The organism is Sphingomonas sp. GW822-FHT03G08 (genome assembly GCF_058801135.1).
Genome location: NZ_JBXAMZ010000001.1, coordinates 222,027 through 246,095, shown reverse-complemented (window position 1 = coordinate 246,095; position 24,069 = coordinate 222,027). Strand labels below are relative to the sequence as shown.

Sequence of the window (24,069 nt, the reverse complement as noted above, 5' to 3'; positions counted from 1 at the left end):
ACATTTGACACTTTATGTGCGCCGCTACAGAGAGTCCGGCATGGAGAGGATGCGATGACCGACTATTTCCCCGGCTTCGGCAACCATGTTTCGACCGAGGCGGTCCCCGGCGCCCTGCCGGTTGGGCGCAACAGCCCGCAAAAGCCGGCCTATGGCCTCTATGCCGAGCAGCTTTCGGGCACGGCCTTCACCGCGCCGCGCCATGAGAACCGCCGGTCCTGGCTCTATCGCCTGCGCCCCACCGCCGAGCATCCGCCCTTCACCCGCTATCAGGGCGCGCCGCATTTCGCAGCTGACCTGCCCGGCGAGCCCCTGCCCCCCAATCGCCTGCGCTGGAACCCGGTAGAGGCACCCGCCCCGGGCACCGACTTGGTCGATGGCATGGTCACGATGCTAGCCAACCGCGATCCCGCCGATCTCGAGGGCGTGGCGGTGCATGTCTATGCCGCCAACAAGGACATGGAGACCCGCGTCTTCTTCGACGCGGATGGCGAGCTGCTCTTCATCCCGCAGGCGGGCCGGCTGGCCCTGCTGACCGAGCTCGGCCGCATCGATGTCGCCCCTGGCCAGGTCGCCCTGATCCCGCGCGGCGTCCGTTTCCGCGCGCTGCTGCCCGATGGCAGCGCGACCGGCTATGTCGCGGAGAACCACGGCGCGCTGTTCCGCCTGCCCGATCTCGGCCCGATCGGCGCGAACGGCCTCGCCAATCCGCGCGACTTCGAGACGCCCGCCGCCTGGTTCGAGGATCGGGACGAGCCGTTCGAAGTGATCCAGAAGCACCTGGGCCACCTGTGGACCACCACCCTGCCCCACAGCCCGCTCGACGTGGTCGCCTGGCACGGCAATCTCGCGCCCTGGCGCTATGACCTCTCCCGGTTCAACACGATGAACACGGTGAGCTTCGACCACCCTGATCCCTCGATCTTCACGGTACTGACCTCGCCCTCGGACGTGCCGGGCCGCGCCAATGCGGACTTCGTGATCTTCCCGCCGCGCTGGATGGTCGCCGAGGACACGTTCCGCCCGCCCTGGTTCCACCGCAACATCATGTCCGAGGCGATGGGGCTGATCACCGGCGCCTATGACGCCAAGGCCGAAGGCTTCGCGCCCGGCGGCCTGTCGCTGCACAACCTGATGGCCGGCCACGGCCCCGACGTGACGAGCTGGCAGGGTGCGACCAACGCGGACCTCAAGCCGCACAAGATCGCCGGTACCATGGCCTTCATGGTCGAGACCTGCTGGCCCTATAAACCGACCCGCTACGCCCTCGACCGCGCCCAGCCCGACTATGACGCGGCGTGGGAGGGGTTCCCAAAGGCGCAGTTGCCCAAGTGAGTGAACGCCTCACCGAAACGCCTCCCAACGTCACCCTCGGCCCGCTCGACCTGATCGCCGACGGCAAGGCGCGCAACTTCGTCCTCGAAATGCGCGCCGGCCGCTTCCACGGCTTCGTCGTCCGCCGGGGCGAAACCGTGCGCGGCTATCTCGACCTTTGCGCACACATGGCGCTGCCGCTGTCGAACAAGCTCGACGACTACCTTACCCCCGATGGCAGCCATATCCAGTGCAGCTGGCACGGCGCGCTTTACCGGATCGAGGATGGCGTCTGCGTCGGCGGCCCGTGCACTGGCGCGAAGCTCCGCCCCTGGCCGGTGACGGTGATCGACGGCAAGATCGTCACTGCCTGATCGTCCTTGCGCGGGCTCGCGAAATGCGGGATTAGAGGCGATAATAAGTCAGCAATACTGACCATCTTTGGAGAGTGGCCATGACCCCCGATTTCGATTTCGGCCTGGGCGAAACCGCGGACATGATCCGCGAGACGACGCAGCGCTTCGCCAAGGAGCGTATCGAGCCGCTTGCCGCGAAGATCGATGCCGAGGACTGGTTCCCGCGCGACGAGCTCTGGCGGGCCATGGGCGAGCTCGGCCTGCACGGCATCACCGTCGAGGAAGAGTTTGGCGGCCTGGGCCTCGGCTATCTCGAGCATGTCATCGCGCAGGAAGAAATCGCCCGGGCTTCGGCCTCGATTGGCCTCTCTTACGGCGCCCATTCAAACCTTTGCGTCAACCAGATCCGCCGCTGGGCCAACCCGGAGCAGAAGGCGAAGTACCTTCCCAAGCTGATCTCGGGCGAGCATGTCGGCAGCCTCGCCATGTCGGAGGCCGGCGCCGGCTCGGACGTCGTCTCGATGAAGCTGCGCGCCGAGAAGACCGATCGGGGCTACGTCCTCAACGGCACCAAGTTCTGGATCACCAACGCGGCCTATGCGGACACGCTGGTGGTCTACGCCAAGACCGGCGAGGGCTCGCGCGGCATCACCACCTTCCTGATCGAGAAGGACATGCCCGGCTTCTCGATCGGCCAGAAGATCGACAAGATGGGCATGCGCGGCTCGCCCACTGCCGAGCTGGTGTTCAACGATTGCGAAGTGCCCGAGGAAAACGTCATGGGCCCGCTCAACGGCGGCGTCGGCGTGCTGATGTCCGGCCTCGATTATGAGCGCACCGTGCTCTCGGGCATCCAGCTCGGCATCATGCAGGCCTGTCTCGACGTGGTCCTGCCCTATATCCGCGAGCGCAAGCAGTTCGGCCAGGCGATCGGCCATTTCCAGCTGATGCAGGCCAAGGTGGCGGACATGTACGTCGCGCTCAACAGCGCGCGTGCGTACGTCTATGCCGTGGCGAGGAGCTGCGACGCGGGCAAGACCACCCGCTTCGACGCCGCCGGCGCGATCCTGCTCGCGTCCGAGAGCGCGGTGAAAGTCTCGCTCGAGGCGATCCAGGCGCTGGGCGGTGCCGGCTATACCAAGGACTGGCCGGTCGAGCGCTTCGCCCGCGACGCCAAGCTGCTCGACATCGGCGCAGGCACCAACGAAATCCGCCGCATGCTGATCGGCCGGGAGCTGATCGGCGCTTGAAGGCGCTGCGCATCCTGGGCGTGATCGGCGCGATCCTGCTGATGGCGGGCGAAGGTTATCGCTCTTGGGATGCGGGCCGCCCGGCGGTTTTCTGGATGGACGACATGCTCGCCGGCGCGATGATGATCGCCGCCGCGATTCTCATCGGCCGCCAGAGTTTCGCCACCCGCAGCTTCTTCGCGGCAAGCTGGGGCGTGGCGGTCGGCATGCTCTACGGCAGCTTCTTCGGGAAGCTCTACGATCCGGCGAGCAGCAACCCGGGCAATTTCTCGATCGGCCTGCTGACCTGGCTGGTCGGCGCCGCCTTCGTCATCGCGATCGGCGGGCTGGTGGCGAGCATCGTGCTGCCCGGCCCGCACCGATAAACCTCCCCGAGCGTTGCCCGGGGAGGCGCATCCGGTCACCCTGCCTTCACGGTCTCCACCGCCTCGAGGATCGCCGCCGCGACGGCCTCGGGCTGCGACAGCAGCGAAAGATGCCCGGCCTTCAGCTCGGTGGTCCTGGCGTTCATCTGCGCCGCGAACTGGCGCTCGAGATCGACGTTCACCACCCGGTCCTCGGCCGAGACCAGATACCAGCATGGAAGGCTTTCCCAGGCGGCAATAGTCGCCGTGTCGCCGAAGGTGCTGGCGGCGAGCGGCGGCTGGACGGCCGCCAGCACCCGCGCCTCGGCTTCGGGCAGGTCATTGGCGACATCCTCGATCCAACCCTGCTCGCTGATCTTGAGATAGCCGTTGCCGTCGTCGCTGATCCGGCCCAGCGCCGGCGGTGCGGGGTACGCGCCGACCAGCGCGCCAAGCGTCTCGCCCGCCTTGGGCGCGAAGGCGGCGACATAGATCAGCGCCTTCACCTTGTCGTGCGCCCCGGCCTCGGTGATGACCGCTCCGCCCCAACTATGGCCGGCCAGCACCACCGGCCCGGCCACGGCATCCAGCGCGCGCCGCGTCGCCGCGACATCGTCGGCCAGCGAATTGGTGGGGTTCTGCACCGCGACCACGCTCAGCCCTTCAGCCTGCAGCAACGGGATCACCCGCTGCCAGCTCGATCCGTCCGCCCAGGCGCCGTGCACCAGAACGACCGTTGGCGTGTCGGCTTTGCTATCCATGATCTTCACTCCAGGCAGGCGTCACCGGATTGGCGACGGTGCCAGCCTGGAGGCGGATCGGCGGTTCGATCAATCTGGCCTTGGGGTGTCGTGCCCACTCAAAGGAGTGAGCACGACGCCAATTTCACCAGATCTTCACGCGCTTGTCGGGCGTCAGGTACAGCTTCTCGTTCGGCTGGACATTGAACGCCGGATACCATGCGTCGAGATTGCGCACGGTGAAGGCACGCCAGCGACCCGGCGCGTGCGCATCGGTCGCCACTTCGGCCCGCAGCGCCTGGTCGCGCTGCTTCTCGCGCCAGCTCTGGGCAAAGGCGAGGAAGAAGCGCTGGTCGCCGGTCAGCCCGTTGATTACCGGCGCTTCCTTGCCCTTGAGCGAAGCGTGATACGCCTCATAGGCCGCGGTCAGCCCCGCCACGTCGGCGATGTTCTCGGCCAGCACCTGCTTGCCGTTGAGGAACAGCCCGGGCAGCACCTCATAGGCGCTATACTGCGCCGCCAGCGCCGCGCTCGCCTGCTCGAAATGCTTGAGATCCTCGGGCGTCCACCAGTTGCGCAGCTTGCCCGCGCTGTCGAAACTCGAACCGGTATTGTCGAAGCTGTGGCTGATCTCATGTCCGATCGTCGCGCCGATCGAGCCATAGTTCGCCGCCGCATCGGACTTGGGATCGTAGAACGGTGCCTGCAGGATCGCCGCCGGGAAGTTGAGCGCGTTTTGCAACGGCAGGTTGACCGCGTTGACGGTCTGCGGCGTCATCCACCACTCGCCCTTGTCAACCGGCTTGCCGATCTTGGCGAGCTGGTGCGCCGTTTCGGCCTTGTCCGCGCGGATCAGGTTGCCGACCGGATCGTCCGCCTTCACGTCGAGCGACGCATAGCTGCGCCACGTCTCGGGATAGCCGACACCGACGCGCATCGTCTCGATCTTCTTGCGCGCCTCGGCCTTGGTCGCCTCGTCCATCCAGCTGAGCCCGGCGACGCGCTTGTCGAACGCCGCCTTGATGTTGGCCACCATGTTCTGGATGTCGGCCTTGGATGAGGCCGGGAAATAGTCCTTCACATAAAGCTGGCCGACCGCATCACCCAGATTGTTGTTCACGCTGGCGATCGCGCGCTTGTCACGCGGACGCATCGCCTGCTGGCCGCGCAGTTGCTTCGCGAAGAAGTCGAAGCTCGCCTGGTCGAACCGGCTCGGCAGCACCGAGGTGACCTGGTTGATCTGGTGGAAGGCCAGCCAGTCCTGCCACGCCTCGACCGGCTCACTCTCGACCAGCTTGGCCAGCTTCACCGTGGTATCGGGCTGCCAGACGATGAATTCCTGCTGCGAGCCGAGGCCCGCCGCGGCCCAGAAGCCGTCCCAGTCGATCCCCGGCGCCTTGGCGGCGAAGTCGGCCTTCTTCCACCAGTTATCCGCCTTCTTCACGTCCTGGCTGGCGACCAGGTCGGTATGCGCGGTCGCGATCTTCGTCTCTAGGTCGAACACCCGCCCGGCACGCGCCGCCGGATCGCTCATTCCGGCCAGCGTGAAGATCTTGACCAGATACGCCTTGTAGCCCTCGCGCGCCTTCTTCATCTCCTCGGTCTGCGAGAGATAATAGTCGCGGTCCTCGAGCCCCAGCCCGCCCTGCAGCACATAGGGCACGGTCACGTCAGGCTTGTCGAGCGCCTGGCTCACCCACAGGCCGAACAGATTCTCGGTGTGGAAGTTGGTCGCGTTGAGCGGATCGACGTCGGCGCGGACATTGCCGCCGAGCATCGCCGAAAGCGCCTTCTTGTCCTTGATCGCCGCGATCGCATCCAGGGTCGGCTTGAGCGGCGTGATCCCCCGCGCCTCGATCGCGCCGGTATCGGTATAGGCATTGTACCAGTCGGCGATCCGCCGCGTGTCAGTGCCCGCCGCCGCATTGGCCTTCAGCGCGGCATCGATGATCGCCTTGTTGTTCGCCTCGGACTTGTTGAACACGTCGAGGAACATGCCGGTCGCGGTGCGGTCGGCCGGGATCTCGGTCTTGGCGCGCCAGCCGCCATTGGCATATTCCTCGAAATCGTCGCCCGGCTTCACCTGCTTGTCGAGCCCGACCAGGTCGACGCCGACGCCGGTGCCGGCCGAAACGCTGGTGCCCGCGCCATTGCCGGAGGGCGTGCATGCGGTGGTCGCGAGCAGTGCCGCGACGAGGAGTGCATGGGTCTTCAAGGCGACTCTCCTGTATTGCTGTATGGCAGGGGTGCTACTCCTGCGTTTCCCTTTTCGCCAGCACCTTCCCATGCCCGCTCCGGCGGTGTAGGGAGAAGAAAACTAGGACAGGAAGGATGCCCTATCTATGAGCGCCCCGGTGCTCGATTCGAGGGTTGCGGCCGACAGCGCGGAATTCCGCGCGCGTGCCGCCCATAACCGCGCGCTGGTCGATCAGCTCCGCGCCGATGTCGCCCAGGCAGCGCTCGGCGGCTCTGAGGCTTCGCGCACCCGCCACACCAGTCGCGGCAAGCTGCTGCCCCGCGAACGCGTCGAGCGGCTGCTCGATCCGGGCGCGCCGTTCCTCGAAATCGGCCAGCTCGCCGCCTGCGACATGTACGAGGGCGAAGTCCCCGGCGCCGGCATGATCGCCGGAGTCGGCCGCGTCTCCGGCCGCACCGTGATGATCGTCTGCAACGACGCCACGGTGAAGGGCGGCACCTATTATCCGATGACGGTGAAGAAGCATCTCCGCGCCCAGGAGATCGCCGAGCAGAACCGCCTGCCCTGCATCTACCTGGTCGATTCGGGCGGCGCCAATCTGCCCCACCAGGCCGAGGTCTTCCCCGATCGCGATCATTTCGGCCGGATCTTCTTCAACCAGGCGAACATGTCGGCCAAGGGCATCCCGCAGATCGCCTGTGTGATGGGCAGCTGCACGGCGGGCGGCGCCTATGTCCCCGCCATGTCCGACGAGACGGTGATCGTCCGCGAGCAGGGCACGATCTTCCTCGCCGGCCCGCCGCTGGTGAAGGCCGCCACCGGCGAAGTGATCAGCGCCGAGGACCTGGGCGGCGGCGACCTGCATGCGCGCAAGTCGGGCGTGGTCGATCATCTCGCCGAGAATGACGAGCATGCGCTGACCATCGTCCGCGACATTATCAGCCACCTCCCCGCCGATCGCGAGCCGGACCTCAAGCTGCTCGATCCCCGCGCGCCGAAATACGAAGCCGAAGAGCTTTACGGGATCATCCCCGAAGACGTCCGCGCACCCTATGACGTGCACGAGGTGATCGCCCGGATCACCGACAACAGCGAATTCCACGAGTTCAAGGCGCTCTACGGCAGCTCGCTGGTCTGCGGCTTTGCGCATATCTGGGGCATGCCGGTCGGCATCATCGCCAATAACGGCGTGCTGTTCAGCGAGAGCGCGCAGAAGGGCGCGCATTTCATCGAGCTATGCTGTCAGCGCCGCATCCCCCTGCTCTTCCTCCAGAACATCTCCGGCTTCATGGTCGGCGGCAAGTATGAGGCGGAAGGCATTGCAAAACATGGCGCAAAGCTGGTCACCGCTGTCGCCACCGCGACCGTACCCAAGATCACCGTGCTGATCGGCGGCAGCTTCGGCGCCGGCAATTACGGCATGTGCGGCCGCGCCTATTCGCCCCGCTTCCTGTTCACCTGGCCCAACAGCCGCATCTCGGTGATGGGCGGAGAGCAAGCCGCTTCGGTGCTCGCCACAGTCCACCGCGATGCCGACAAATGGACGCCGGAGGAGACGGAAGCCTTCAAGGCCCCGATCCGCCAGCGCTACGAGGACGAAGGCAACCCCTGGCACGCCACCGCGCGGCTATGGGACGACGGCATCATCGACCCGGCCCAGACCCGTGACGTCCTCGGCATCGCGCTGGCCGCAACGCTCAACGCGCCGATCCCGGAGCGGCCCGCGTTCGGCGTGTTCCGGATGTGATGCGATCAGAAGCCCCATCTTCATTCCTCCCCGAGCTTGTCTCGGGGAGGGGGACCGCCCGGCGAAGCCGGGTGGTGGAGGGGCAAGCGCGCAAGCGCTTCCGCAACGATCCCGCGCAGTACAGCATCCAGATCCCGCAAGACCTCCACCGCCGGAACCCGCAACGTCACGATCCCGCATTCCGCCAACCATGCGTCCCGCCGAGCATCCCGATCAGGCCGCTCGCCAAATCCATGCGCCTCGCCATCCACCTCAATGGCAAGCCGCGCATCGCTACAGTAGAAATCAAGACTGAACACACCCGTGGCATGCTCGTGACGAAACTTGAGCCCGGCCGGTCGCTTGCGCAGCTCCCGCCACAACAGCCCCTCCGGCAAACTCATCTCACGTCGCCGCGCTCGCGCCCGCTGCACGGCGCGCTTGCTCCCTTTCGGCGCATGATCCTTGAACATCGCACCTGCCCCTCCACCATGCTTCGCATGGTCCCCCTCCCCGAGACTAGCTCGGGGAGGAATTGAAAGGTCCGCTATGAAGCTTGTTGTCGCAGCCGCCCTCCTCCTCGCCCCACTCCCCGCGCTGGCACAGACCACCCCCACCCCCAAGCTCCCCCCCGCCAACCCGCTCCCCTATGAGGACGCGGAAGCCGCCGCGGTGCTCGCCCCGATCAACGCCATGTTCGCCGGGCTCGCCGCGCATGACGGCGCCGCGATCCTTGCCCAGACGCGCCCCGAGGGCGGTGCCACCGTCGCGGTCGAGAAGCCCGACGGCAGCCGCGCGATCCGCCACCTCAGCTGGGCCGATTTCGCCGGCGGCATCAAGCCCGGCCCGGAGAAGCTGGAGGAGCGCATCTCCACCCCCGCGATCGAAGTCGATGGCGACATCGCCATGGTCTGGGCGCCTTATGTCTTCCTGATCGACGGCAAGGCGCACCATTGCGGCATCAACCATTTCGACCTGCTTCGCGAGAATGGCAGCTGGAAGGTGCTCAACGTCACCTGGTCGCAGCGCACCACCGGGTGCACCGTGCAATGAGCCGCGACACCCTCTTCCTGCTCGACCCCGACTGGGCCGATCCGGCCCATGGCGGCGAGCGGCATTTCTACTGCAAGGAATGCATGATCGTGGAAGGCCTGCTCGCCACCTTCCCCGAGCGCGCGAAGGACATCGACGTCGTCCGCGTCGCCTGGCCGCGCCCCCGCGCGGCGGTGGTGGAGGCAATCGGCGCGGACAACCAGAACCTGCCGGCCCTGGTTTGGGACGGTGGCTTCGCCAACGACATCGAAGCGTTGCTGGCGGCTCTCGCCGAACGTCATGGTTTCCCGGAGCGCCACCCTTGAGCACTGGAAATGTAGGATTTTCCATGTTGAAACGAGATTCTGGAGCGCCCCAATGTCGGCCGCTCGCACATGCGTGGGGATTCAAGGGATTCAAGATAATGCACAACCAGATGGTTGAATATCGATGATCCGGTCCCTGCTTATCGCCAATCGCGGCGAGATCGCCTGCCGCATCATCCGCACCGCGCGCGAGATGGGCATCCGCACCGTCGCGGTCTTCTCCGATGCCGACGCGAAAGCGCTCCATGTTCGCCAGGCGGATCAGGCCGTCCATATCGGCCCCTCGCCCGCCCGCGAGAGCTATCTGGTCGGCGACAAGATCATCGCAGCTGCCAAGGCGACTGGGGCAGAGGCGATCCACCCCGGCTATGGCTTCCTGTCGGAGAATGCCGACTTCGCCGAAGCGGTGATCGCTGCCGGGCTGGTCTGGGTCGGCCCGAAGCCCGACAGCATCCGCGCCATGGGCCTGAAGGATGCCGCCAAGGCACGGATGATCGCCGCCGGCGTGCCCGTCACCCCCGGCTATCTCGGCGAGGACCAGTCTCCCGACCGGCTCCAGGCAGAGGCGGACGCGATCGGCTATCCCGTGCTTATCAAGGCCGTGGCCGGCGGCGGCGGCAAGGGCATGCGGCTGGTCGAGGCTGCGGGGGAGTTCCTCGACGCCCTCGCTTCCTGCAAGCGCGAGGCCGCCAGCTCGTTCGGCGACGACCGGGTGCTGCTCGAGAAGTACATTCTCTCGCCGCGCCATATCGAAGTGCAGGTGTTCGGCGACACGCACGGCAATGTGGTCCACCTGTTCGAGCGCGACTGCTCGCTCCAGCGCCGCCACCAGAAGGTGATCGAGGAAGCCCCCGCGCCGGGCATGGACGAAGAAACGCGCGAAACGATCTGCGCTGCCGCCGTCCGCGCCGCGCAGGCGGTCGACTATGTCGGCGCCGGCACGATCGAGTTCATCGCCGACGCCAGCGAAGGCCTGCGCGCCGACCGTATCTGGTTCATGGAGATGAACACCCGCCTCCAGGTCGAGCATCCGGTGACCGAGGAGATCACCGGCCAGGACCTGGTCGAATGGCAGCTGCGCGTCGCCTCGGGCGAGCCGCTGCCGCTCCGCCAGGACGAGCTTGAGATCGACGGCCACGCCATGGAAGCGCGGCTCTATGCCGAGGACCCGGCCAAGGGCTTCCTGCCGAGCATCGGACAGCTCGATACGTTCGCGCTGCCCTACGGCATCCGCATCGAGACTGGCGTGATCCGCGGCGGCGCGGTCAGTTCCTTCTACGATCCGATGATCGCCAAGCTCGTCGTGCACGGCAACGACCGCGAGGAAGCGCGCGTGCGGCTCTATGATGCGTGTCGCGAGGTTCGCATCCAGCCGGTGCACACCAATGCCGAGTTCATGGCCAAGCTGCTGGCAACGCACGAATTCGCTATGGGCAACGTCGATACCCGCCTGATCGAGCGCAGGCTCGACAGCCTGGTGGAACGGGAGGTGCCGGACGCGCGCATTCTCTCGGCCGGGGCATTGCTGCTGCTGGCCCATCCGGACAAGCGGCTTGCCGAGCAGCCCGTTCTTTCGAGCGACGGCGGCCGCGAATGGGTGGCGTCCGCTTCGACGTCCTGGAATCCGCTGTTCGGCTTCCGGCTGAACGCTGCCGCCAATCATACCGTCAGGCTCGCGGTCGATGGGCAGACAATGGACATCGACCTGGATGCGACCGGGCCGCTCGAGCCTGACCATTATGACATCGAAAGGGACGCTGTCTGGGTGCAGGCGGAGGATGGCCTGGCTGCGCATTACTTCACCTTGCCGTCGTCGAATGTCGCCCAGGGCAGTGCCTCGGCCGGCGACGGCGCGATCCTCGCCCCGATGCCGGGCCGCGTGACCTCGGTCGAAGTCGCGGCGGGCGACAGCGTCGCCAAGGGCCAGCGCCTGGTAACGCTGGAGGCGATGAAGATGGAACATGGCCTCACCGCCCCGTTCGATGGCATCGTCGCCGAGCTCACCGTGGCGCAAGGCAGCCAGGTGAGCGAAGGTACGCTGCTGGTGAAGGTCGAGAAGGCGGACTAACCCCAACCGTCACCCTGAACTTGTTTCAGGGTCCAACCTTCCACGGGCGATACCGCTTGTGGTGCCTTGGATGCTGAAACAAGTTCAGCATGACGAAGAAGAAGGCGGATCGAATGGCAGGCAGGTTCTACGACGAATGGCAGGTCGGCGACACCGTCGCCCACGAACTCCGCCGCACGGTGACGGAGACCGACAACCTGCTGTTCTCGACGATGACCCACAACACCCAGCCGCTCCACCTCGATGCTGAGGCGGCGAAGGCGAGCGAGTTCGGCCAGATCCTCGTCAACGGCACCTTCACCTTCAGCCTGATGGTCGGCATCACCGTAGGCGACACCACCGCCGGCACGCTGGTCGCCAATCTCGGCTATGACCAGCTACGCATGCCCAAGCCCGTCTTCATCGGCGACACGCTGCACGCCGAGAGCGAAGTGGTCGAGCTGCGCCCCAGCAAGTCGCGCCCCGGCCAGGGCATCGTCACCTGGCAGCACCGCATGCTCAACCAGCGCGGCGAACTGGTCTGCGAATGCCTGCGCTCGGCCCTGCTCAAGAGCCGGCCGGCGGCATGACGGACCATGCCGACATCGTCGTGATCGGCGGCGGTGCGGCGGGCGTCGGCGCGCTGCGCACCCTCGCCGATGCCGGAAGAGACGTGCTGCTGCTCGAGGCGCAGGACCGGCTCGGCGGCCGCGCCCATACCGTCCATATCGCCGGCATGCCGATCGACATGGGCGCGGGCTGGCTCCATTCGGCGCCGAAGAACCCGTGGGTAGGCATTGCGGAGGCGCGCGGCTTCACCGTCTATCGCGCCCCGGCCCGCTGGGGCGAGCAATGGCGCGAAATCGGCGCGACCAAGGCCGAGCAGCAGGCGCTGTGGCACGCATTCGAAGCCTTCATGGAGGCGATGCGCACCCCACCGCCCAGCGACTGCGCCGCCGATCTCCTGCCTCCGAACGGCGAATGGAACCCCGCGCTCGACGCGCTCTCCGGCTATATCAACGGCGCCCCGATGCGCGAGATGTCGGCGATCGACTGGCAGGCCTATGAAGACGAATCGATCGACGTGAACTGGCGCGTCGAGCAGGGCTATGGCGCGCTGGTCTCCTCGCACGCCGCCTGGCTGCCGTTAGTGCTCGGCACTCCGGTCACCGCGATCGACACCTCGGGCCGGCAGCTCCGCATCGAGACCCCGCGCGGGAGCATCACCGCGAATTCCGCGATCATCACCGTCTCGAGCAACGTCCTCGCCAGCGGCGCGATCCGCCTGCCGGGGCACGACGCGATCCTCCACGCCGCCGCCCAGCTCCCGCTCGGCCTGGCCGACAAGCTGTTCTTCACGCTGGAGGACGCGGATGATGTCGACGACAACGCCCATCTCCTCGGCAATCCACGCAGCGCGCTGACCGGCACCTATACGCTCAAGCCGCTCGGCCGGCCGCTGGTCGAGTGCATGCTCGGCGGCGAAGGCGCGCGGGCGATGGAGAAGGCAGGGTTGAACGGCGCCGCCGATTTCGCGATCGGCGAGCTGGTCCACCTGCTCGGCAGCGACTGGCGCAGGAAGCTCCGGTTCGTCGCCGGCTCGGCCTGGGGCCGCGAGACCTATGTCCTGGGCGGCTACAGCCACGCCCGCCCCGGCCAGCACGCCGCGCGCGCGGTGCTGCGCGCCGGCGCCGACCCGCGCATCCGCTTCGCCGGCGAAGCGACCTCGGACGGCGAATTCTCCACCGCCCACGGCGCCTACAACACCGGCGTCGCGGCAGCGAAGGCGCTGCTCTAGGCCGCCTTCCCCCGCGCCACAGGATTGGAAAACTCCATCTCCTGGTCGATCCCGCCGAACTTGAGCGCCATCACGTCGCGCGCGTAATTCTGGTTCAGCCGCCACGGCTTGCGCGAGCCCTGGCGCGGCAGCTTGTCGTTGGCGCGCTGGACATAGCCCGAGGTGAAGTCGAGGAACGGGACTTCCTCCACCGGCGCCGCGATCCGCGGGGTCACCTGGCGCATCCCGCGCTTCTTCATCGCATTGAGCAGCCGCGTCACATAGTTCGCGGTCAGGTCGCTCTTCAGCGTCCAGCTCGCATTGGTATAGCCGAACGAGATCGCGAAATTGGGCACGTCCGCGAACATCATGCCCTTGTAGGTCATCGCCTTGCCGGGATCGAAGGCCTTGCCATCGACACGGATCGGCATCCCGCTGAACAGCTGGATCTCCAGCCCCGTCGCGGTCACCACCAGGTCGGCCGCGATCTCCTTGCCCGAGCCGAGCTTGAGCCCGTCCGCCGTGAAGTGATCGATCGTGTCGGTCACCACCTCGGCCTTGCCGGTCTTGATCGAAGCGAACAGGTCCGCATCGGGCACCAGGCATACGCGCTGGTCCCAGGGATTGTAGCGCGGGGTGAAGTGCGTCCCCACGTCATAGTCCGGCCCCAGCTCGTCCTGGACCATCTGGACGATCCGTTCCCTGGCCTTGTCCGGGTTCTTGCGCGCCAGCCCGTAGAAGAATTGCTGGAGCAGCACATTCTTCCACCGCGTGATGCCATAGGCGGTCTTCGCCGGCATCCAGCTGCGCATCCAGTTCGCCACCGCGTCCTGCGAGGGCCGCGAGACGATGTAGGTCGGCGAGCGCTGCAGCATCGTCACATGCGCCGCCTGCTTGGCCAACTCGGGCACCAGGGTCACCGCGGTCGCGCCGCTGCCGATCACGACGACGCGCTTGTCCTTGTAGTCGATCTCCGGCGTCCAGAATTGCGGATGGACCACCCGCCCCTTGAAGTCTGCCACGCCGGCGAAATCGGGCGTGTAGCCCCGCGCGTAATTATAATAGCCGGTGCACAGGAACAGGAAGGCGCAGGTGAAGGTCACCGCTTCCCCGCCCCGTTCGGCGGTGACGGTCCATAATGCGTCGGCTGAAGACCAGCTCGCCCCCGTCACCCGCGTCGAATAGCGGATATGCTCGTCGATGCCGTAGTCCTTCACGGCCTCGTCGAGATAGTTGAGGATCGAGGGACCGTCGGCGATCGCCTTGCTCTCGGTCCAGGGCCGGAAGGAGAAGCCGAGCGTGAACATGTCCGAGTCCGATCGGATGCCCGGATAGCGGAACAGGTCCCAGGTCCCGCCCAGCCGCTCGCGCCCCTCGAGCACGACATAGGAGCGGTCCGGGCTGTTCTTCTGCAGGTGCCAGGCCGCGCCGACGCCGGAGATTCCGGCGCCTACGATCACCACGTCGAAATGCTCGGCCATGTCCTCTCCCGATCTTCTGTTTACATCACTGTAAGCAGAGAAACGGGCAGGCTCAATAATCCCGCGAATATTTGAGGCTGACGCTCGATCCGCCGAACGACCCGGCCTGCGAGAGCAGGCTCAGCGTGCGGCTCAGCGAGATCTCCAGCTGCGTGGCGGTGAAGCCCCGCGCGTCGGTGATGATCTCCACATAGATGTCATCGGTCAGATACTTGCCCGCCGCCAGTGCCATGCCGCGTCCGGTCACGTCATCAGCGCCCAGGATTCGCAGCCGGTCGATGCCCGTGGCCGATTTGAGCTGGCCGAGCGGATTAAGCCCGCCGCCGGTGCTGCTCAGCGACTGGAGCGCCGCCGCCAGCTGGATCGCCTCGGTCGCCGACAGGTTCGTCACGTTCGTCCCGAAGAACAGCCGCGCCAGCACTTCCTCCTGCGGCAGCGTCGGCGTCGAGCTGAATGCGATCTGCGGCTGCTGCGCGGTGCCCGACACGGTCAGGATCGCGGTGATCCCCTCCGCCGTCGTGCTCGCCTGGATATCGACCGAGGGATTGGTCAGCGTCGATCCCTGGAAGCGGATCGTGCCGCGGCTGATGTCGAAGCGCCGGCTGGCGAAACTGTAGGTGCCGCGCACAATCTCCATCGTGCCGCGCACATCGGGCGCCAGCGTCGTGCCGCGCACCGTCACCTGTGCCCGCCACTCGCTCTCCAGCCCCATGCCGTTCACGAACAGCCGGTTGTCGGCGTTGATGCGCAGGTTGAGGTCGAAATCGCCGAAGGAGCGGCGGATCACCTGTGCCGGCGTATCCTCCTGGCCATTGGGGTTCTTGCGGCGCACGCCGGTCAATTCGGGCACTTCGGCGGCGCCCTGGCGGATGATCTGGTAATGCGCCTCGGGCACGGTCAGCCGTCCGTCGATCCGCGAGACCTGCGGGTTCTTGGTGATCGTGATCCGGCCCGTCGCGGTCGCTCCCAGCGCATCGCTGCGCGCCAGCCGGGCATTATCGAGATCGGCGGTGATCGCGATCGGATAGCCGTTCGCCGAAGACAGGCTCACCTTGCCCTGCGCCTTCACCGTCCCCTCACCGGCCCTGGCGGTCAGCGAATTGAGGAGGAACTCGTCGTTCGAGAAGGTGCCGTCGATCTGCATGCCCGTAAGCCGGGTGCCGAAATTCTCGTTCTCGTAGGTGAGGTTGCTGGCCCGCACGACACCGGCCAGCTGCGGCGCCTCGACCTTGCCCGAGAAGTCCGCCGCGATCCCGATCGGCCCGTCGAGCTGCTGGCCCGAAAGCCCCGCCAGCGAGAAAGGCACTGCCGCAGGCCCGTTATACCGGATGCCGCCCGAGAGCGGCGCGGCGAACATCCGCTCGGTCCAGCTGCCCGCGTCGGGCCCGAGCGGGCTCAGCGTCGCGATCACGCGGCCGATCGTCGTGTTGCCCCGGCGGATCAGCGCCCGCGCGTCGCCGCCATTGGGCAGCAGCTTGCCGACGAAGCTGACGTTCACCGGCGTTGACACGCTGGCCAGGCTGGCCCGGGTGAAGTCGCTGATCTCCAGCCGCGCATCGGCGCTCGGAAAAGCCTCGGGCGAAGTCTGGGCGAAATCCAGGCTGCCGGTCGCGGTGCCACCGATACCGAGATCGGGAACGAAGGCATTGACCACCGAAATATCGAGACTGTCGAGCCGCGCCTGCAGCACCATGCCCTTGCCATAGCTGCCGGCGATGCGCGCGCTGCCCTTGTCGAAATCCAGCTTGGTCGGCAGCAGGTGATACACGCCGTCGCGCCGCTCGATCCGCGCCGGCTGGGCGGTCTTGAAGCCGATCCCGCTGCCCTGCCCCTGCACCGCCACCAGCCAGTCGTCCGGCGCCAGCTTCGCGTTCGCGGCGATCTGGAACGGCACGCCGGTCGAACCATTGGCGAAGAGCTGCGCGGTGCCGTTGCCGCCGGCATAGGCGATCTTGGCCCGCCCGGTCTTGAGCACGAAATTGCCCTGGCGCAGATTCGCCACCTGCACGTCGCCGTTGATCTCCGGCGTATCGGCCAGCACGATATTGCCGTCGATCAGGGCGCGCCCGATCGTCAGCCCGGCAGCCCCCGGTATCTTCGCGTTGGACGCCGTCGCCTTCACGTCCGCCCGCTGCAGCTTGCCTTGCGCGGACAGCGCCGCGCGGCCGACCACGCCCGATCCGTTGAACGCCAGCGCGCCCTCGAACGGCCCGGCGGCGGTCTGCGCGATCTTGCCGGTGATATCCATGCCGGCGAAGCGGCCCGAATTGATGTCGATCGCCAGCCGGTTGCCGGTGCGCACCAGCACATCGGCGTTGAACGGCCCGTAATCGGTGTCGCCCCTGGCCAGCACCGCCCAGGCATTGCCGCGCCCGCGCACCTGCGCCTCGAGATTGGCGAGCCCGATGCCCAGCCCCGGCTTGGCCGCCTTCAACAGCACCACCGGTGCGTTCAGGGTGCCGGTAACCCGCGCGGTCAGCGGACCGTAATCGTCGGAAACCGCATCGGCATTGATCAGGATCGGCCCCGCCGGATCATAGCGCCCGGAGCCACGCAGCACGCGGAACTTGGGCGCCTTCATCTTGACGTCGCTGATGCTGATCACGCCCTTGGGATCGAGCACCAGCCGCGCCGAGGCGACGGCATTGCCACCCAGGAACTCGCGCGCGCCATCGTTGAAGATCTTGCGCGAATTGCCGGCGATATGGCCCTTGATGCCCCAGCCGCCGCCCGGCGCCGCATAGAGTTCGGCATCGGTCCGCAGGTCGACGATACCGACCCCGTCGATCTGATAGTCGTTCACTCGCCCCTTGAGCGCGCCGGTATAGCGGCCCTTGCCGACATCGGCGGCGATGATCGCGGTCGCATCGATCTTGTCCGATCGGATGCGGAGATTGTCGGACAGCACCTGCTGGCCGGAGATCGCGAGATCGCCATTCACCGTCAGGTTGGTCACCAGCCCGCCCGCCGCGGCGTTCAGTCCGGAGACCCGCTTCGCCCGCGCCCGCACCGGCACGAGGATGCGATTGGCATCCACCTGCGCCCGGCCCTCGGCATAGAGCTGCTCGGCCACCGTCTCGCCAAAGCCGATCGCACCCGCGCTCAGCTCGTAGTCGACCACCGGCCGATTGAACGCGCCGTCCAGCGCGAGCGACGCACGCACCGATCGCCCGACCAGGTTCGGCGCGATCGCCCCGGCCTTGAGCAGGATACCGTCGACCATGAAGTCATCGAACCGGTTATGCCCCAAGTCGATCTTGCCCTTGGCCTCGACCGACAGCGCATCGGAGTGGAGCTTGACCACGCCATCGGCGACACGGTCGGCCCATTTGGCGTCGAGGTCGAGATCGAGCTGCGGCGAGGCCAGCCGTTCGACCGGCCCCTTCAGCCACACGCCCGGATGCAGCGGCCCGCGCAGCTGGAAGCGGCCATTGGTCGCGATCAGGTCGAGATTGGCGAGCTGTGCGCCACCCAGCGTGCCCAGTGCCTTGCCCTGCCAGCGCGCCCAGTCGCCCTTGCCGTTCACCGTCAGCCCCAGCGGCGCCTCAAGCCCCGCCAGCCCGGCGACTAGCCCCTTGGCCGGCGCATCGAGCTTCATGTCGATGTCGAACCGGTTCTTGTCCGGCGTCGCGTCGAGCCGGAGCGCCAGCTTGTCGCCGCCGGCCACGCCCGGCGCGGTCAGCGTCGCGCCGTCGAGCACCAGCTGTGCGCGGCCATCGGCCAGATGCGCCTTGCCCGCCAGCCGCCCGAGATAGCGGGCACGCCCGTCGACTTCCTTGGCGATGTCGATCCGCGCCACGTCGAGCCGGCCGATATCGATGTTGAGGTCAGGCAGCAGGGGCGCGTTGGGGTCGCCCGAGGCCTTGAGCGCCGGCATGCGCAGCAGCTTCAGCTCGGGGCTGGTGAGGCTGCGGATATCCACGCGGTTATTGAGATAGGCGAACGGCCGCCAGTCCATCCGGATCTCGCGGGTGGTAGCGAACACGCCCTTGATGTCGCGCACCTGCACGTCGCGCAGGACCATCGCGCCGTAGAGCGATCCGTCGATCCGCCCGATCCGGAAGTTGAGCCCCGATCCCAGCGTCAGCGCCGCGATCCGGTCGGCAACGAAGCGCCGGCCGGGCTGGGTGTTGATCCCCAGCACCAACGCGCCCACAGCCAATGCCAGCCCGGCGAGCGCGATCCCAGTCCATTTCGCCACGCGCTGCCACAGCGGCCGCCGAACCACCACAACCTCGGGCTCAGCCGTCACCACAGCCTCGGGCGTATCCTCCGCCATCAGAAGGCCTGCCCGATCGAGATGTAGAGCGAGATCTTCGATTCACCCGGCTTGCGCTTGATCGGCGTGGCGACATCAACGCGGATCGGGCCGAAATTGGTGTAGAGCCGCCCACCGATACCCGCGCCGAAGCGGATATTCTGCCCCGTCGGGTAGATGCCCTCATAGACCTGGCCGGCATCGATGAACGGCACGATGCCGTAATTGCCGAAGCGGTACCGCGCTTCGATCGCGAACTCGTTGAAGCTCCGCCCGCCCACCGGCTTGCCGTCGGGCGATCGCGGGCCAAGCTCCTGGTAGCCGAAGCCGCGCACCGATCCGCCGCCGCCTGCATAATAGCGCCGCGAGGGCGGCAGGTCGTCGCGTGCGATGCCCACGATCGAGCCGACGCGCGCCCGCCCGGCAACCACGATGTTGGTCGAAACCGGCTGGTAATAGGTCCCTTCCAGCATGAACCGCGCATAGGGCCGCGCCGCGCCGCGCACCGAGGTCTCGGGGCTGGCATTCCCCTTGATCCGGAAGCCTCGCGTCGGGTTCAGCAGATTGTCCGAGCTGTCATAGCCGAGGAACAGCGGCGCGGCGGCGATCAGCCAGGTGCCGCGGTCGCGCTGGTTGCTGTTGTAGTTCCAGCGATCCTCGTTCGATCCGACCAGCTCGGCCCCGTAATAATAGGTCCAGCGCTTCTGCCAGATCGGCGTGGAATCGCGCGAATAGCGGAACGAGAGCGTGCCGGTGTAGCTCTCGTACGCGTCATAATCCTGGTGGTTGAGCTGCGCGGCTATCTGGAAGGTCCTGTCGCGCTGCCCGGCGTTCGATCGGCGGAAGGTGGTGGTCAGCCCCTGTTCCTGCGTGCCGAGCACACCCGCGACGATCAGCGCGCCTTCGGGTGGGAACAGGTTGCGGTGCGTCCAGCTGCCGGTCAGGCGGATGCCCTGCCCGGTCGAATAGCCCAGCTCCGCCGCCAGCGTCCGCGCCGGGCCGGGGTTCTGGCGCACCAGCAGGTCGACCACCTCGGTCCCGTCCGGCCCCGCCTTGTCGGTCCGCACCGGCTCGACCGAGACGGTGGAGAACAGGCTGGTCGCGATCATCGCCTCGCGCAGGTCGTCCACCGCGCGCACGTCGTACAGGTCGCCCGGCCTGTAGCGGCGCAGCACCTCGATGTGCTTGGTGTCGAACACCACCTTGCGCGCCCGGCGCTGGCGCCGCTGCCGCCGCTCGCCATTCGCCCCGCTGCCGTCGCCGCGCTGCGCCCGTCGCTCCGCCTGCTCGGCCAGCGTGCCGGTGCCCACTTCGGTGCGGATATCGCCGAACACCGCCCGCGGCCCCAGCGACACCGGCAGCGTATAGTCGCCGATATGGCTTTCCTCATCGAGCAGGATGTCGCGCTGCCCGACCTTGACGAAGGGATAGCCCTGTTGCGGCAGCCGCAGCGCCACATTCGCCTCGGCGCCCTGCACACGCTCCGCCTCGATCGGATCGCCCGGATTGAGGTTGAGCTCGCGCAGCAGCAGTCCCGGCGGGATGGTCGGATCGCTCTGCACCTTCACATCGCCCAGCCGGTAGAGCGGCCCCGGCGTCACGCTGATCGTCGCGGTCACGGTGCCCGGGGTCTTCGGGTTCTGGTCGATCGTCGAGAGCGCGGTCGCGTCATAATAGCCGCGCGAATTGAGCAGCCGTATCGCCAGCCTTTCGTCCTCGCGCGCCCGCGCCGCGACCATCGCGGCGTTCGCCGCCTTCCCGCCGCCATTCTCCAGCGCCGACAGATCCTCGAACAGCCCCTCGAGCCCGACCGCCGACAGCCCTTCCTCGCGCGTCACATAGCGGATCGTCACCGACTTCTTGTCAGCGACCTTGTCCTCGGGCGCGGGCTCGACCTTGAACTCGGCAAGCGGCGGCAGCGGTTTGGCGAATTCGGGATCTTCCGCCGGCGCCGCCGCGAACGTCTCCTCGGCCTGCTGCTGGATCTGCTGGGTAGCCTGGCCCTGCGTCGTCGGCACGGGCTTGGCCTCTCCACCCGTCGGCGACGGCATCGCTTCCAGCGGCGCGTTGATGTCGCCCTCGATCTTGGGCATCGCCGCCTCGAAATCGGCATCGGGCACGATCGGGCTCTCGTCCACCGGCGCGACGACGACCGTTCCGCTCTGCCCGGGAGTCGGCGCAGGCGTCGGGCTTGCCGAAGGCGCAGGTGCGGGACCGGAGGGCGGTGCACCCTGGCCCGGCTTCGGATCGGAGATCTGCGCATGCGCAAGCCCCGGCACGAATGCCGTACCGGCGAGCGCCGCCAGCCAAATCCGCTTCACCCCTCTACGCAACGCGCTCCCTTTCGAGCCGCGTTCCTACCCCGGCCCTCTCGCAAGCGTAACGACCCAAATGCGCTTTGGGTCCCCCTTTTTGCGAATAGCGAGCGATTTCAGCGCGCTACAGCCTTCGCTTCGGCGCGAAACCTGTGGAGAAGTGGTTCGGTATAGCCGTTCGGCTGCTCCAGCCCCTCGAAGACCAGCGCTCGCGCCGCCTGGAAGGCAAGGCTCGTATCCTCGTTCCCCGCCATCGGCAGGTAGAGCGGATCGCCCGCATTCTGCGCGTCGACCTTGGCCGCCATCCGGCTGAGCGCCGCATCGACATCCGCCGCCTGCGCCACCCCGTGGAGCAGCCAGTTGGCCATGTGCTGCGAGGAGATGCGCAGCGTCGCCCGGTCCTCCATCAGCCCGATGTCATGGATGTCGGGCACCTTGGAGCACCCCACCCCCTGGTCGATCCAGCGCACGACATAGCCAAGGATGCCCTGGGCGTTGTTGTCGAGCTCCTGCGTCACTTCCTCGGCCTGCCAGTTGCGCCCCTCGGCCAGCGGCACGCTGAGCAGCGGCGCCAGCGGCGGGATCGCCTCGCCGGCAATCGCCTCCTGCCGGGCGAAGACATCGACCTGGTGATAGTGGAGCGCATGCAGCGTAGCCGCGGTCGGGCTCGGCACCCAGGCGGTGTTGGCTCCGCTCATCGGATGCGCGATCTTCTGGGCGAGCATGTCGGCCATCCGGTCCGGCGCCGCCCACATCCCCTTGCCGATCTGCGCCTTGCCGCTCAGCCCACACGCCAGCCCGATGCGGACATTGCGGTCCTCATAGGCCTTGATCCAGTCCGCCCCCTTCATCTCGCCCTTGGGGATCATCGGCCCGGCGCGCATGCTGGTATGGATCTCGTCGCCGGTGCGATCGAGGAAGCCGGTGTTGATGAAGACGATTCGGTCCTTCACCGCATGGATGCACGCCGCAAGATTGGCCGAGGTCCGCCGCTCCTCATCCATCACGCCCACCTTGATCGTGTGGCGCGGCAGCACGAGCAGGTCCTCGACCGCATCGAACAGATCGTTGGTGAAGCCGCATTCCTCGGGCCCGTGCATCTTGGGCTTCACGATGTAGATCGAGCCCGTCCGGCTGTTGCGATACCGGCCCATGCCGCGAATGTCGTAGAGCGCGATCGTGCTGGTCAGGATCGCGTCGAGCACGCCCTCGGGCGCCTGGCTGCCATCGGCAAGATGCAGCGCCGGCGTAGTCATCAGATGCCCGACATTGCGGACGAACAGCAGCGCCCGGCCGGGCAGCGCGCCGCGATCGGGATTGAGCCGCCGGGTCAGCGTCCGCCCCCCCTTGTCGAAGCTTTCCTCCAGGTCGCCGCGCATCAGCCCCAGCCAATTGGCATAGGCGGCAGCCTTGTCCTCGGCATCGACCGCGGCGATCGAGTCCTCCAGGTCGACGATCGCGGTCAGCGCACTTTCCAGCACGACATCGGCGATGCCGGCGGGATCGTCACGCCCGATCGGATGCTCCCGGTCGATCACCACTTCGATGTGCAGGCCATTGTGCCGGAACAGCCAGGGCCCGACCTGCTGCACCGGCTCGGCCAGCACCGGCTCTCCGCTCAGTTCCTCCCAGCTCCCGTTCGCCAGCGGCACCGCCTTGTCGAGAAACGCCTTGGCATAGGCGATCACCTCGCTCCCGCGCGCAGCATCATAGCCGCCCGGCTTCGCCGCGCCCGGCAGCGCATCCGTCCCGTACAGCGCGTCATACAGGCTGCCCCAGCGCGCATTGGCCGCATTGAGCACGAAGCGCGCATTGAGCGCCGGCACCACCAGCTGCGGCCCGGCCATGGTCGCGATCTCGGGATCGACGTTGCGCGTGCCGATCTCGAACGGCGCCGGTTCGTCGACCAGATAGCCGATCTCGCGCAGGAACTTCTCGTCGCCCGACAGCCCCGGATTCACGTCGATCATCGCCTGCAGCGCATCGCGCTTGGCCAGCAGCGCCCGGTTCTCCGGCGCGAACCGGGCGAAGATCTCCGCCACGCCGGCCCACCACCCCTCGGCCGCGATGTCGAGCCCGGGCAGCACCTGCTCCTCGACGAAGCGCGCGAGCGGCTCGGCGACGGACAGGCCGGAACGAATGACGGTCATGAAAATCCTCCTGCGACACGATACTCAAGTGTTCGCCTGGGGAGGGCCCGCCCGGCTTAGGCGATAGCTGTCCCCCGGATCAAGCCTTATGCTCCAGATCCTGCACCGCGCCCTCGATCCGGTCCAGCATCGCGCGCAGCAGTACGCGCTCCTCCGGGGTGAACCCGGCGAACACCTGCTTCTCCAGCTCGATCGCCTTGGGCGCCACTTCCTCGTACAGTTCCCAGCCTGCCTTGCTCAGCGTCAGCAGATGGGAACGCTGGTCGCCCGGATTGCTCGCCCGGCTGATCAGCCCGCGCTCGGACAGCGCGATCGCCGCCCGGCTTACGGTCACCTTGTCCATCCGCGTCCGCCCGCACAGCGCCTGCTGGCTCATCGCCCCGCCCTCGGCCAGGATCGTCACGAGTCGCCACTCGGGAATCTTGAGCCCGAACAGCGCGCGATAGGCGCTGGCCACTGCGTCCGACACCGCGTTCGAAGCGATCGACAGGCGATAGGGCAGAAAGTCGTCCAGCTTAAGCACGGTCATGGCGCACACTCATTTATCGTATTTCTGCTTTCGCAACTGACAACGTTGGCCAATTGCATTTTTTGCAATGCTACCGGTAACATTACGCACTTGCGATATGAACCGCTGCGATGCACAAAGATCGGGCCTTTCAGGCATCCTCTCCTAAGACTTTCACGGCCGTCCTTCGGGGCGGCCTTTTTTTTGCGCGTAACGGGCGGGCGGATCAACATCCCCGCGCCGATCGA

18 protein-coding genes are annotated in these 24,069 nt (G+C 67.0%); 10 read left to right on the top strand and 8 right to left on the bottom strand.

All coding sequences use genetic code 11. The features are described from left to right. Positions 1-54: 54 nt before the first annotated feature. The 4 genes from hmgA (at position 55) to AC1RJ5_RS00895 (ending at position 3,285) form a co-directional block, all read left to right on the top strand. Complete coding sequence (gene hmgA / locus AC1RJ5_RS00910) at positions 55-1,335, top strand: homogentisate 1,2-dioxygenase (protein ID WP_493111200.1); 1,281 nt, start codon at positions 55-57, stop codon at positions 1,333-1,335. Next, positions 1,332-1,688: a Rieske (2Fe-2S) protein gene (locus AC1RJ5_RS00905; protein ID WP_269575503.1), complete on the top strand. Its 357-nt coding sequence runs from the start codon at positions 1,332-1,334 to the stop codon at positions 1,686-1,688. The genes hmgA and AC1RJ5_RS00905 overlap by 4 nt, the downstream gene beginning before the upstream one ends. A gap of 80 nt (positions 1,689-1,768) precedes the next feature. Further along, positions 1,769-2,920 carry an isovaleryl-CoA dehydrogenase gene (locus AC1RJ5_RS00900; protein ID WP_493111198.1) on the top strand — a complete coding sequence of 384 codons (1,152 nt, stop codon included), beginning with the start codon at positions 1,769-1,771 and terminating at the stop codon, positions 2,918-2,920. Continuing rightward, on the top strand, positions 2,917-3,285 hold the full coding sequence (locus tag AC1RJ5_RS00895; protein WP_493111196.1) for a hypothetical protein: 369 nt from the start codon (positions 2,917-2,919) through the stop codon (positions 3,283-3,285). Before AC1RJ5_RS00900 ends, AC1RJ5_RS00895 begins: the two co-directional genes overlap by 4 nt. Positions 3,286-3,320: 35 nt before the next feature. On the opposite strand, the gene AC1RJ5_RS00890 is transcribed toward AC1RJ5_RS00895, so the two are convergent. Both AC1RJ5_RS00890 and AC1RJ5_RS00885 read right to left on the bottom strand, forming a co-directional pair. Further along, complete coding sequence (locus tag AC1RJ5_RS00890; protein ID WP_493111194.1) at positions 3,321-4,025, bottom strand: alpha/beta fold hydrolase; 705 nt, start codon at positions 4,023-4,025, stop codon at positions 3,321-3,323. A 124-nt stretch (positions 4,026-4,149) separates the two neighbouring features. Continuing rightward, complete coding sequence (locus AC1RJ5_RS00885) at positions 4,150-6,219, bottom strand: M13 family metallopeptidase (RefSeq protein ID WP_493111192.1); 2,070 nt, start codon at positions 6,217-6,219, stop codon at positions 4,150-4,152. Positions 6,220-6,346: 127 nt separating this feature from the next. Between AC1RJ5_RS00885 and AC1RJ5_RS00880 the strand changes: the two genes are divergently transcribed. After that, positions 6,347-7,948, top strand: coding sequence for a carboxyl transferase domain-containing protein (locus tag AC1RJ5_RS00880; protein ID WP_342250487.1), 1,602 nt, complete (start codon positions 6,347-6,349; stop codon positions 7,946-7,948). A gap of 20 nt (positions 7,949-7,968) precedes the next feature. On the opposite strand, the gene AC1RJ5_RS00875 is transcribed toward AC1RJ5_RS00880, so the two are convergent. Beyond that, positions 7,969-8,400: an endonuclease domain-containing protein gene (locus AC1RJ5_RS00875; RefSeq protein ID WP_493111189.1), complete on the bottom strand. Its 432-nt coding sequence runs from the start codon at positions 8,398-8,400 to the stop codon at positions 7,969-7,971. Positions 8,401-8,476: 76 nt separating this feature from the next. Here AC1RJ5_RS00875 and AC1RJ5_RS00870 point away from each other — a divergent pair, with 76 nt between their 5' ends. The 5 genes from AC1RJ5_RS00870 to AC1RJ5_RS00850 all read left to right on the top strand — a co-directional run bounded on the left by AC1RJ5_RS00870 (position 8,477) and on the right by AC1RJ5_RS00850 (position 13,130). Then, on the top strand, positions 8,477-8,980 hold the full coding sequence (locus AC1RJ5_RS00870) for a nuclear transport factor 2 family protein (protein ID WP_493111187.1): 504 nt from the start codon (positions 8,477-8,479) through the stop codon (positions 8,978-8,980). Beyond that, positions 8,977-9,285: a DUF3088 family protein gene (locus AC1RJ5_RS00865; RefSeq protein ID WP_269575511.1), complete on the top strand. Its 309-nt coding sequence runs from the start codon at positions 8,977-8,979 to the stop codon at positions 9,283-9,285. Before AC1RJ5_RS00870 ends, AC1RJ5_RS00865 begins: the two co-directional genes overlap by 4 nt. Positions 9,286-9,409: 124 nt before the next feature. Continuing rightward, positions 9,410-11,353: an acetyl/propionyl/methylcrotonyl-CoA carboxylase subunit alpha gene (locus tag AC1RJ5_RS00860; RefSeq protein WP_493111185.1), complete on the top strand. Its 1,944-nt coding sequence runs from the start codon at positions 9,410-9,412 to the stop codon at positions 11,351-11,353. Positions 11,354-11,466: 113 nt separating this feature from the next. Further along, positions 11,467-11,922 carry a MaoC family dehydratase gene (locus AC1RJ5_RS00855; protein WP_269575513.1) on the top strand — a complete coding sequence of 152 codons (456 nt, stop codon included), beginning with the start codon at positions 11,467-11,469 and terminating at the stop codon, positions 11,920-11,922. Next, positions 11,919-13,130: a flavin monoamine oxidase family protein gene (locus tag AC1RJ5_RS00850; RefSeq protein ID WP_493111182.1), complete on the top strand. Its 1,212-nt coding sequence runs from the start codon at positions 11,919-11,921 to the stop codon at positions 13,128-13,130. Before AC1RJ5_RS00855 ends, AC1RJ5_RS00850 begins: the two co-directional genes overlap by 4 nt. Here AC1RJ5_RS00850 and AC1RJ5_RS00845 read toward each other — a convergent pair. From AC1RJ5_RS00845 to AC1RJ5_RS00825, 5 genes are all read right to left on the bottom strand, one after another. Further along, the gene (locus AC1RJ5_RS00845; RefSeq protein WP_269575515.1) at positions 13,127-14,590 is read right to left on the bottom strand and encodes a flavin-containing monooxygenase; all 1,464 of its coding nucleotides are present in this window, start codon (positions 14,588-14,590) and stop codon (positions 13,127-13,129) included. The genes AC1RJ5_RS00850 and AC1RJ5_RS00845 overlap by 4 nt on opposite strands. Positions 14,591-14,642: 52 nt before the next feature. Then, positions 14,643-18,869: a translocation/assembly module TamB domain-containing protein gene (locus AC1RJ5_RS00840; protein ID WP_493111180.1), complete on the bottom strand. Its 4,227-nt coding sequence runs from the start codon at positions 18,867-18,869 to the stop codon at positions 14,643-14,645. Further along, positions 18,869-21,169, bottom strand: coding sequence for an autotransporter assembly complex protein TamA (locus AC1RJ5_RS00835; RefSeq protein ID WP_493111178.1), 2,301 nt, complete (start codon positions 21,167-21,169; stop codon positions 18,869-18,871). The genes AC1RJ5_RS00840 and AC1RJ5_RS00835 overlap by 1 nt, the downstream gene beginning before the upstream one ends. A 110-nt stretch (positions 21,170-21,279) precedes the next feature. After that, positions 21,280-23,313, bottom strand: coding sequence for a malate synthase G (locus AC1RJ5_RS00830; RefSeq protein ID WP_493111176.1), 2,034 nt, complete (start codon positions 23,311-23,313; stop codon positions 21,280-21,282). Positions 23,314-23,392: 79 nt separating this feature from the next. After that, positions 23,393-23,842, bottom strand: coding sequence for a MarR family winged helix-turn-helix transcriptional regulator (locus AC1RJ5_RS00825; protein WP_269575519.1), 450 nt, complete (start codon positions 23,840-23,842; stop codon positions 23,393-23,395). Positions 23,843-24,069 lie beyond the last annotated feature (227 nt).

Coding starts and splice junctions, on each gene's coding strand:
- AC1RJ5_RS00840 (WP_493111180.1), bottom strand. CDS start 18,869: ATGGCGGAGGATACGCCCGAGGCTGTGGTGACGGCTGAGCCCGAGGTT.
- AC1RJ5_RS00900 (WP_493111198.1), top strand. CDS start 1,769: ATGACCCCCGATTTCGATTTCGGCCTGGGCGAAACCGCGGACATGATC.
- AC1RJ5_RS00875 (WP_493111189.1), bottom strand. CDS start 8,400: ATGTTCAAGGATCATGCGCCGAAAGGGAGCAAGCGCGCCGTGCAGCGG.
- AC1RJ5_RS00855 (WP_269575513.1), top strand. CDS start 11,467: ATGGCAGGCAGGTTCTACGACGAATGGCAGGTCGGCGACACCGTCGCC.
- AC1RJ5_RS00850 (WP_493111182.1), top strand. CDS start 11,919: ATGACGGACCATGCCGACATCGTCGTGATCGGCGGCGGTGCGGCGGGC.
- AC1RJ5_RS00845 (WP_269575515.1), bottom strand. CDS start 14,590: ATGGCCGAGCATTTCGACGTGGTGATCGTAGGCGCCGGAATCTCCGGC.
- AC1RJ5_RS00890 (WP_493111194.1), bottom strand. CDS start 4,025: ATGGATAGCAAAGCCGACACGCCAACGGTCGTTCTGGTGCACGGCGCC.
- AC1RJ5_RS00860 (WP_493111185.1), top strand. CDS start 9,410: ATGATCCGGTCCCTGCTTATCGCCAATCGCGGCGAGATCGCCTGCCGC.
- hmgA (WP_493111200.1), top strand. CDS start 55: ATGACCGACTATTTCCCCGGCTTCGGCAACCATGTTTCGACCGAGGCG.
- AC1RJ5_RS00870 (WP_493111187.1), top strand. CDS start 8,477: ATGAAGCTTGTTGTCGCAGCCGCCCTCCTCCTCGCCCCACTCCCCGCG.
- AC1RJ5_RS00865 (WP_269575511.1), top strand. CDS start 8,977: ATGAGCCGCGACACCCTCTTCCTGCTCGACCCCGACTGGGCCGATCCG.
- AC1RJ5_RS00825 (WP_269575519.1), bottom strand. CDS start 23,842: ATGACCGTGCTTAAGCTGGACGACTTTCTGCCCTATCGCCTGTCGATC.
- AC1RJ5_RS00880 (WP_342250487.1), top strand. CDS start 6,347: ATGAGCGCCCCGGTGCTCGATTCGAGGGTTGCGGCCGACAGCGCGGAA.
- AC1RJ5_RS00830 (WP_493111176.1), bottom strand. CDS start 23,313: ATGACCGTCATTCGTTCCGGCCTGTCCGTCGCCGAGCCGCTCGCGCGC.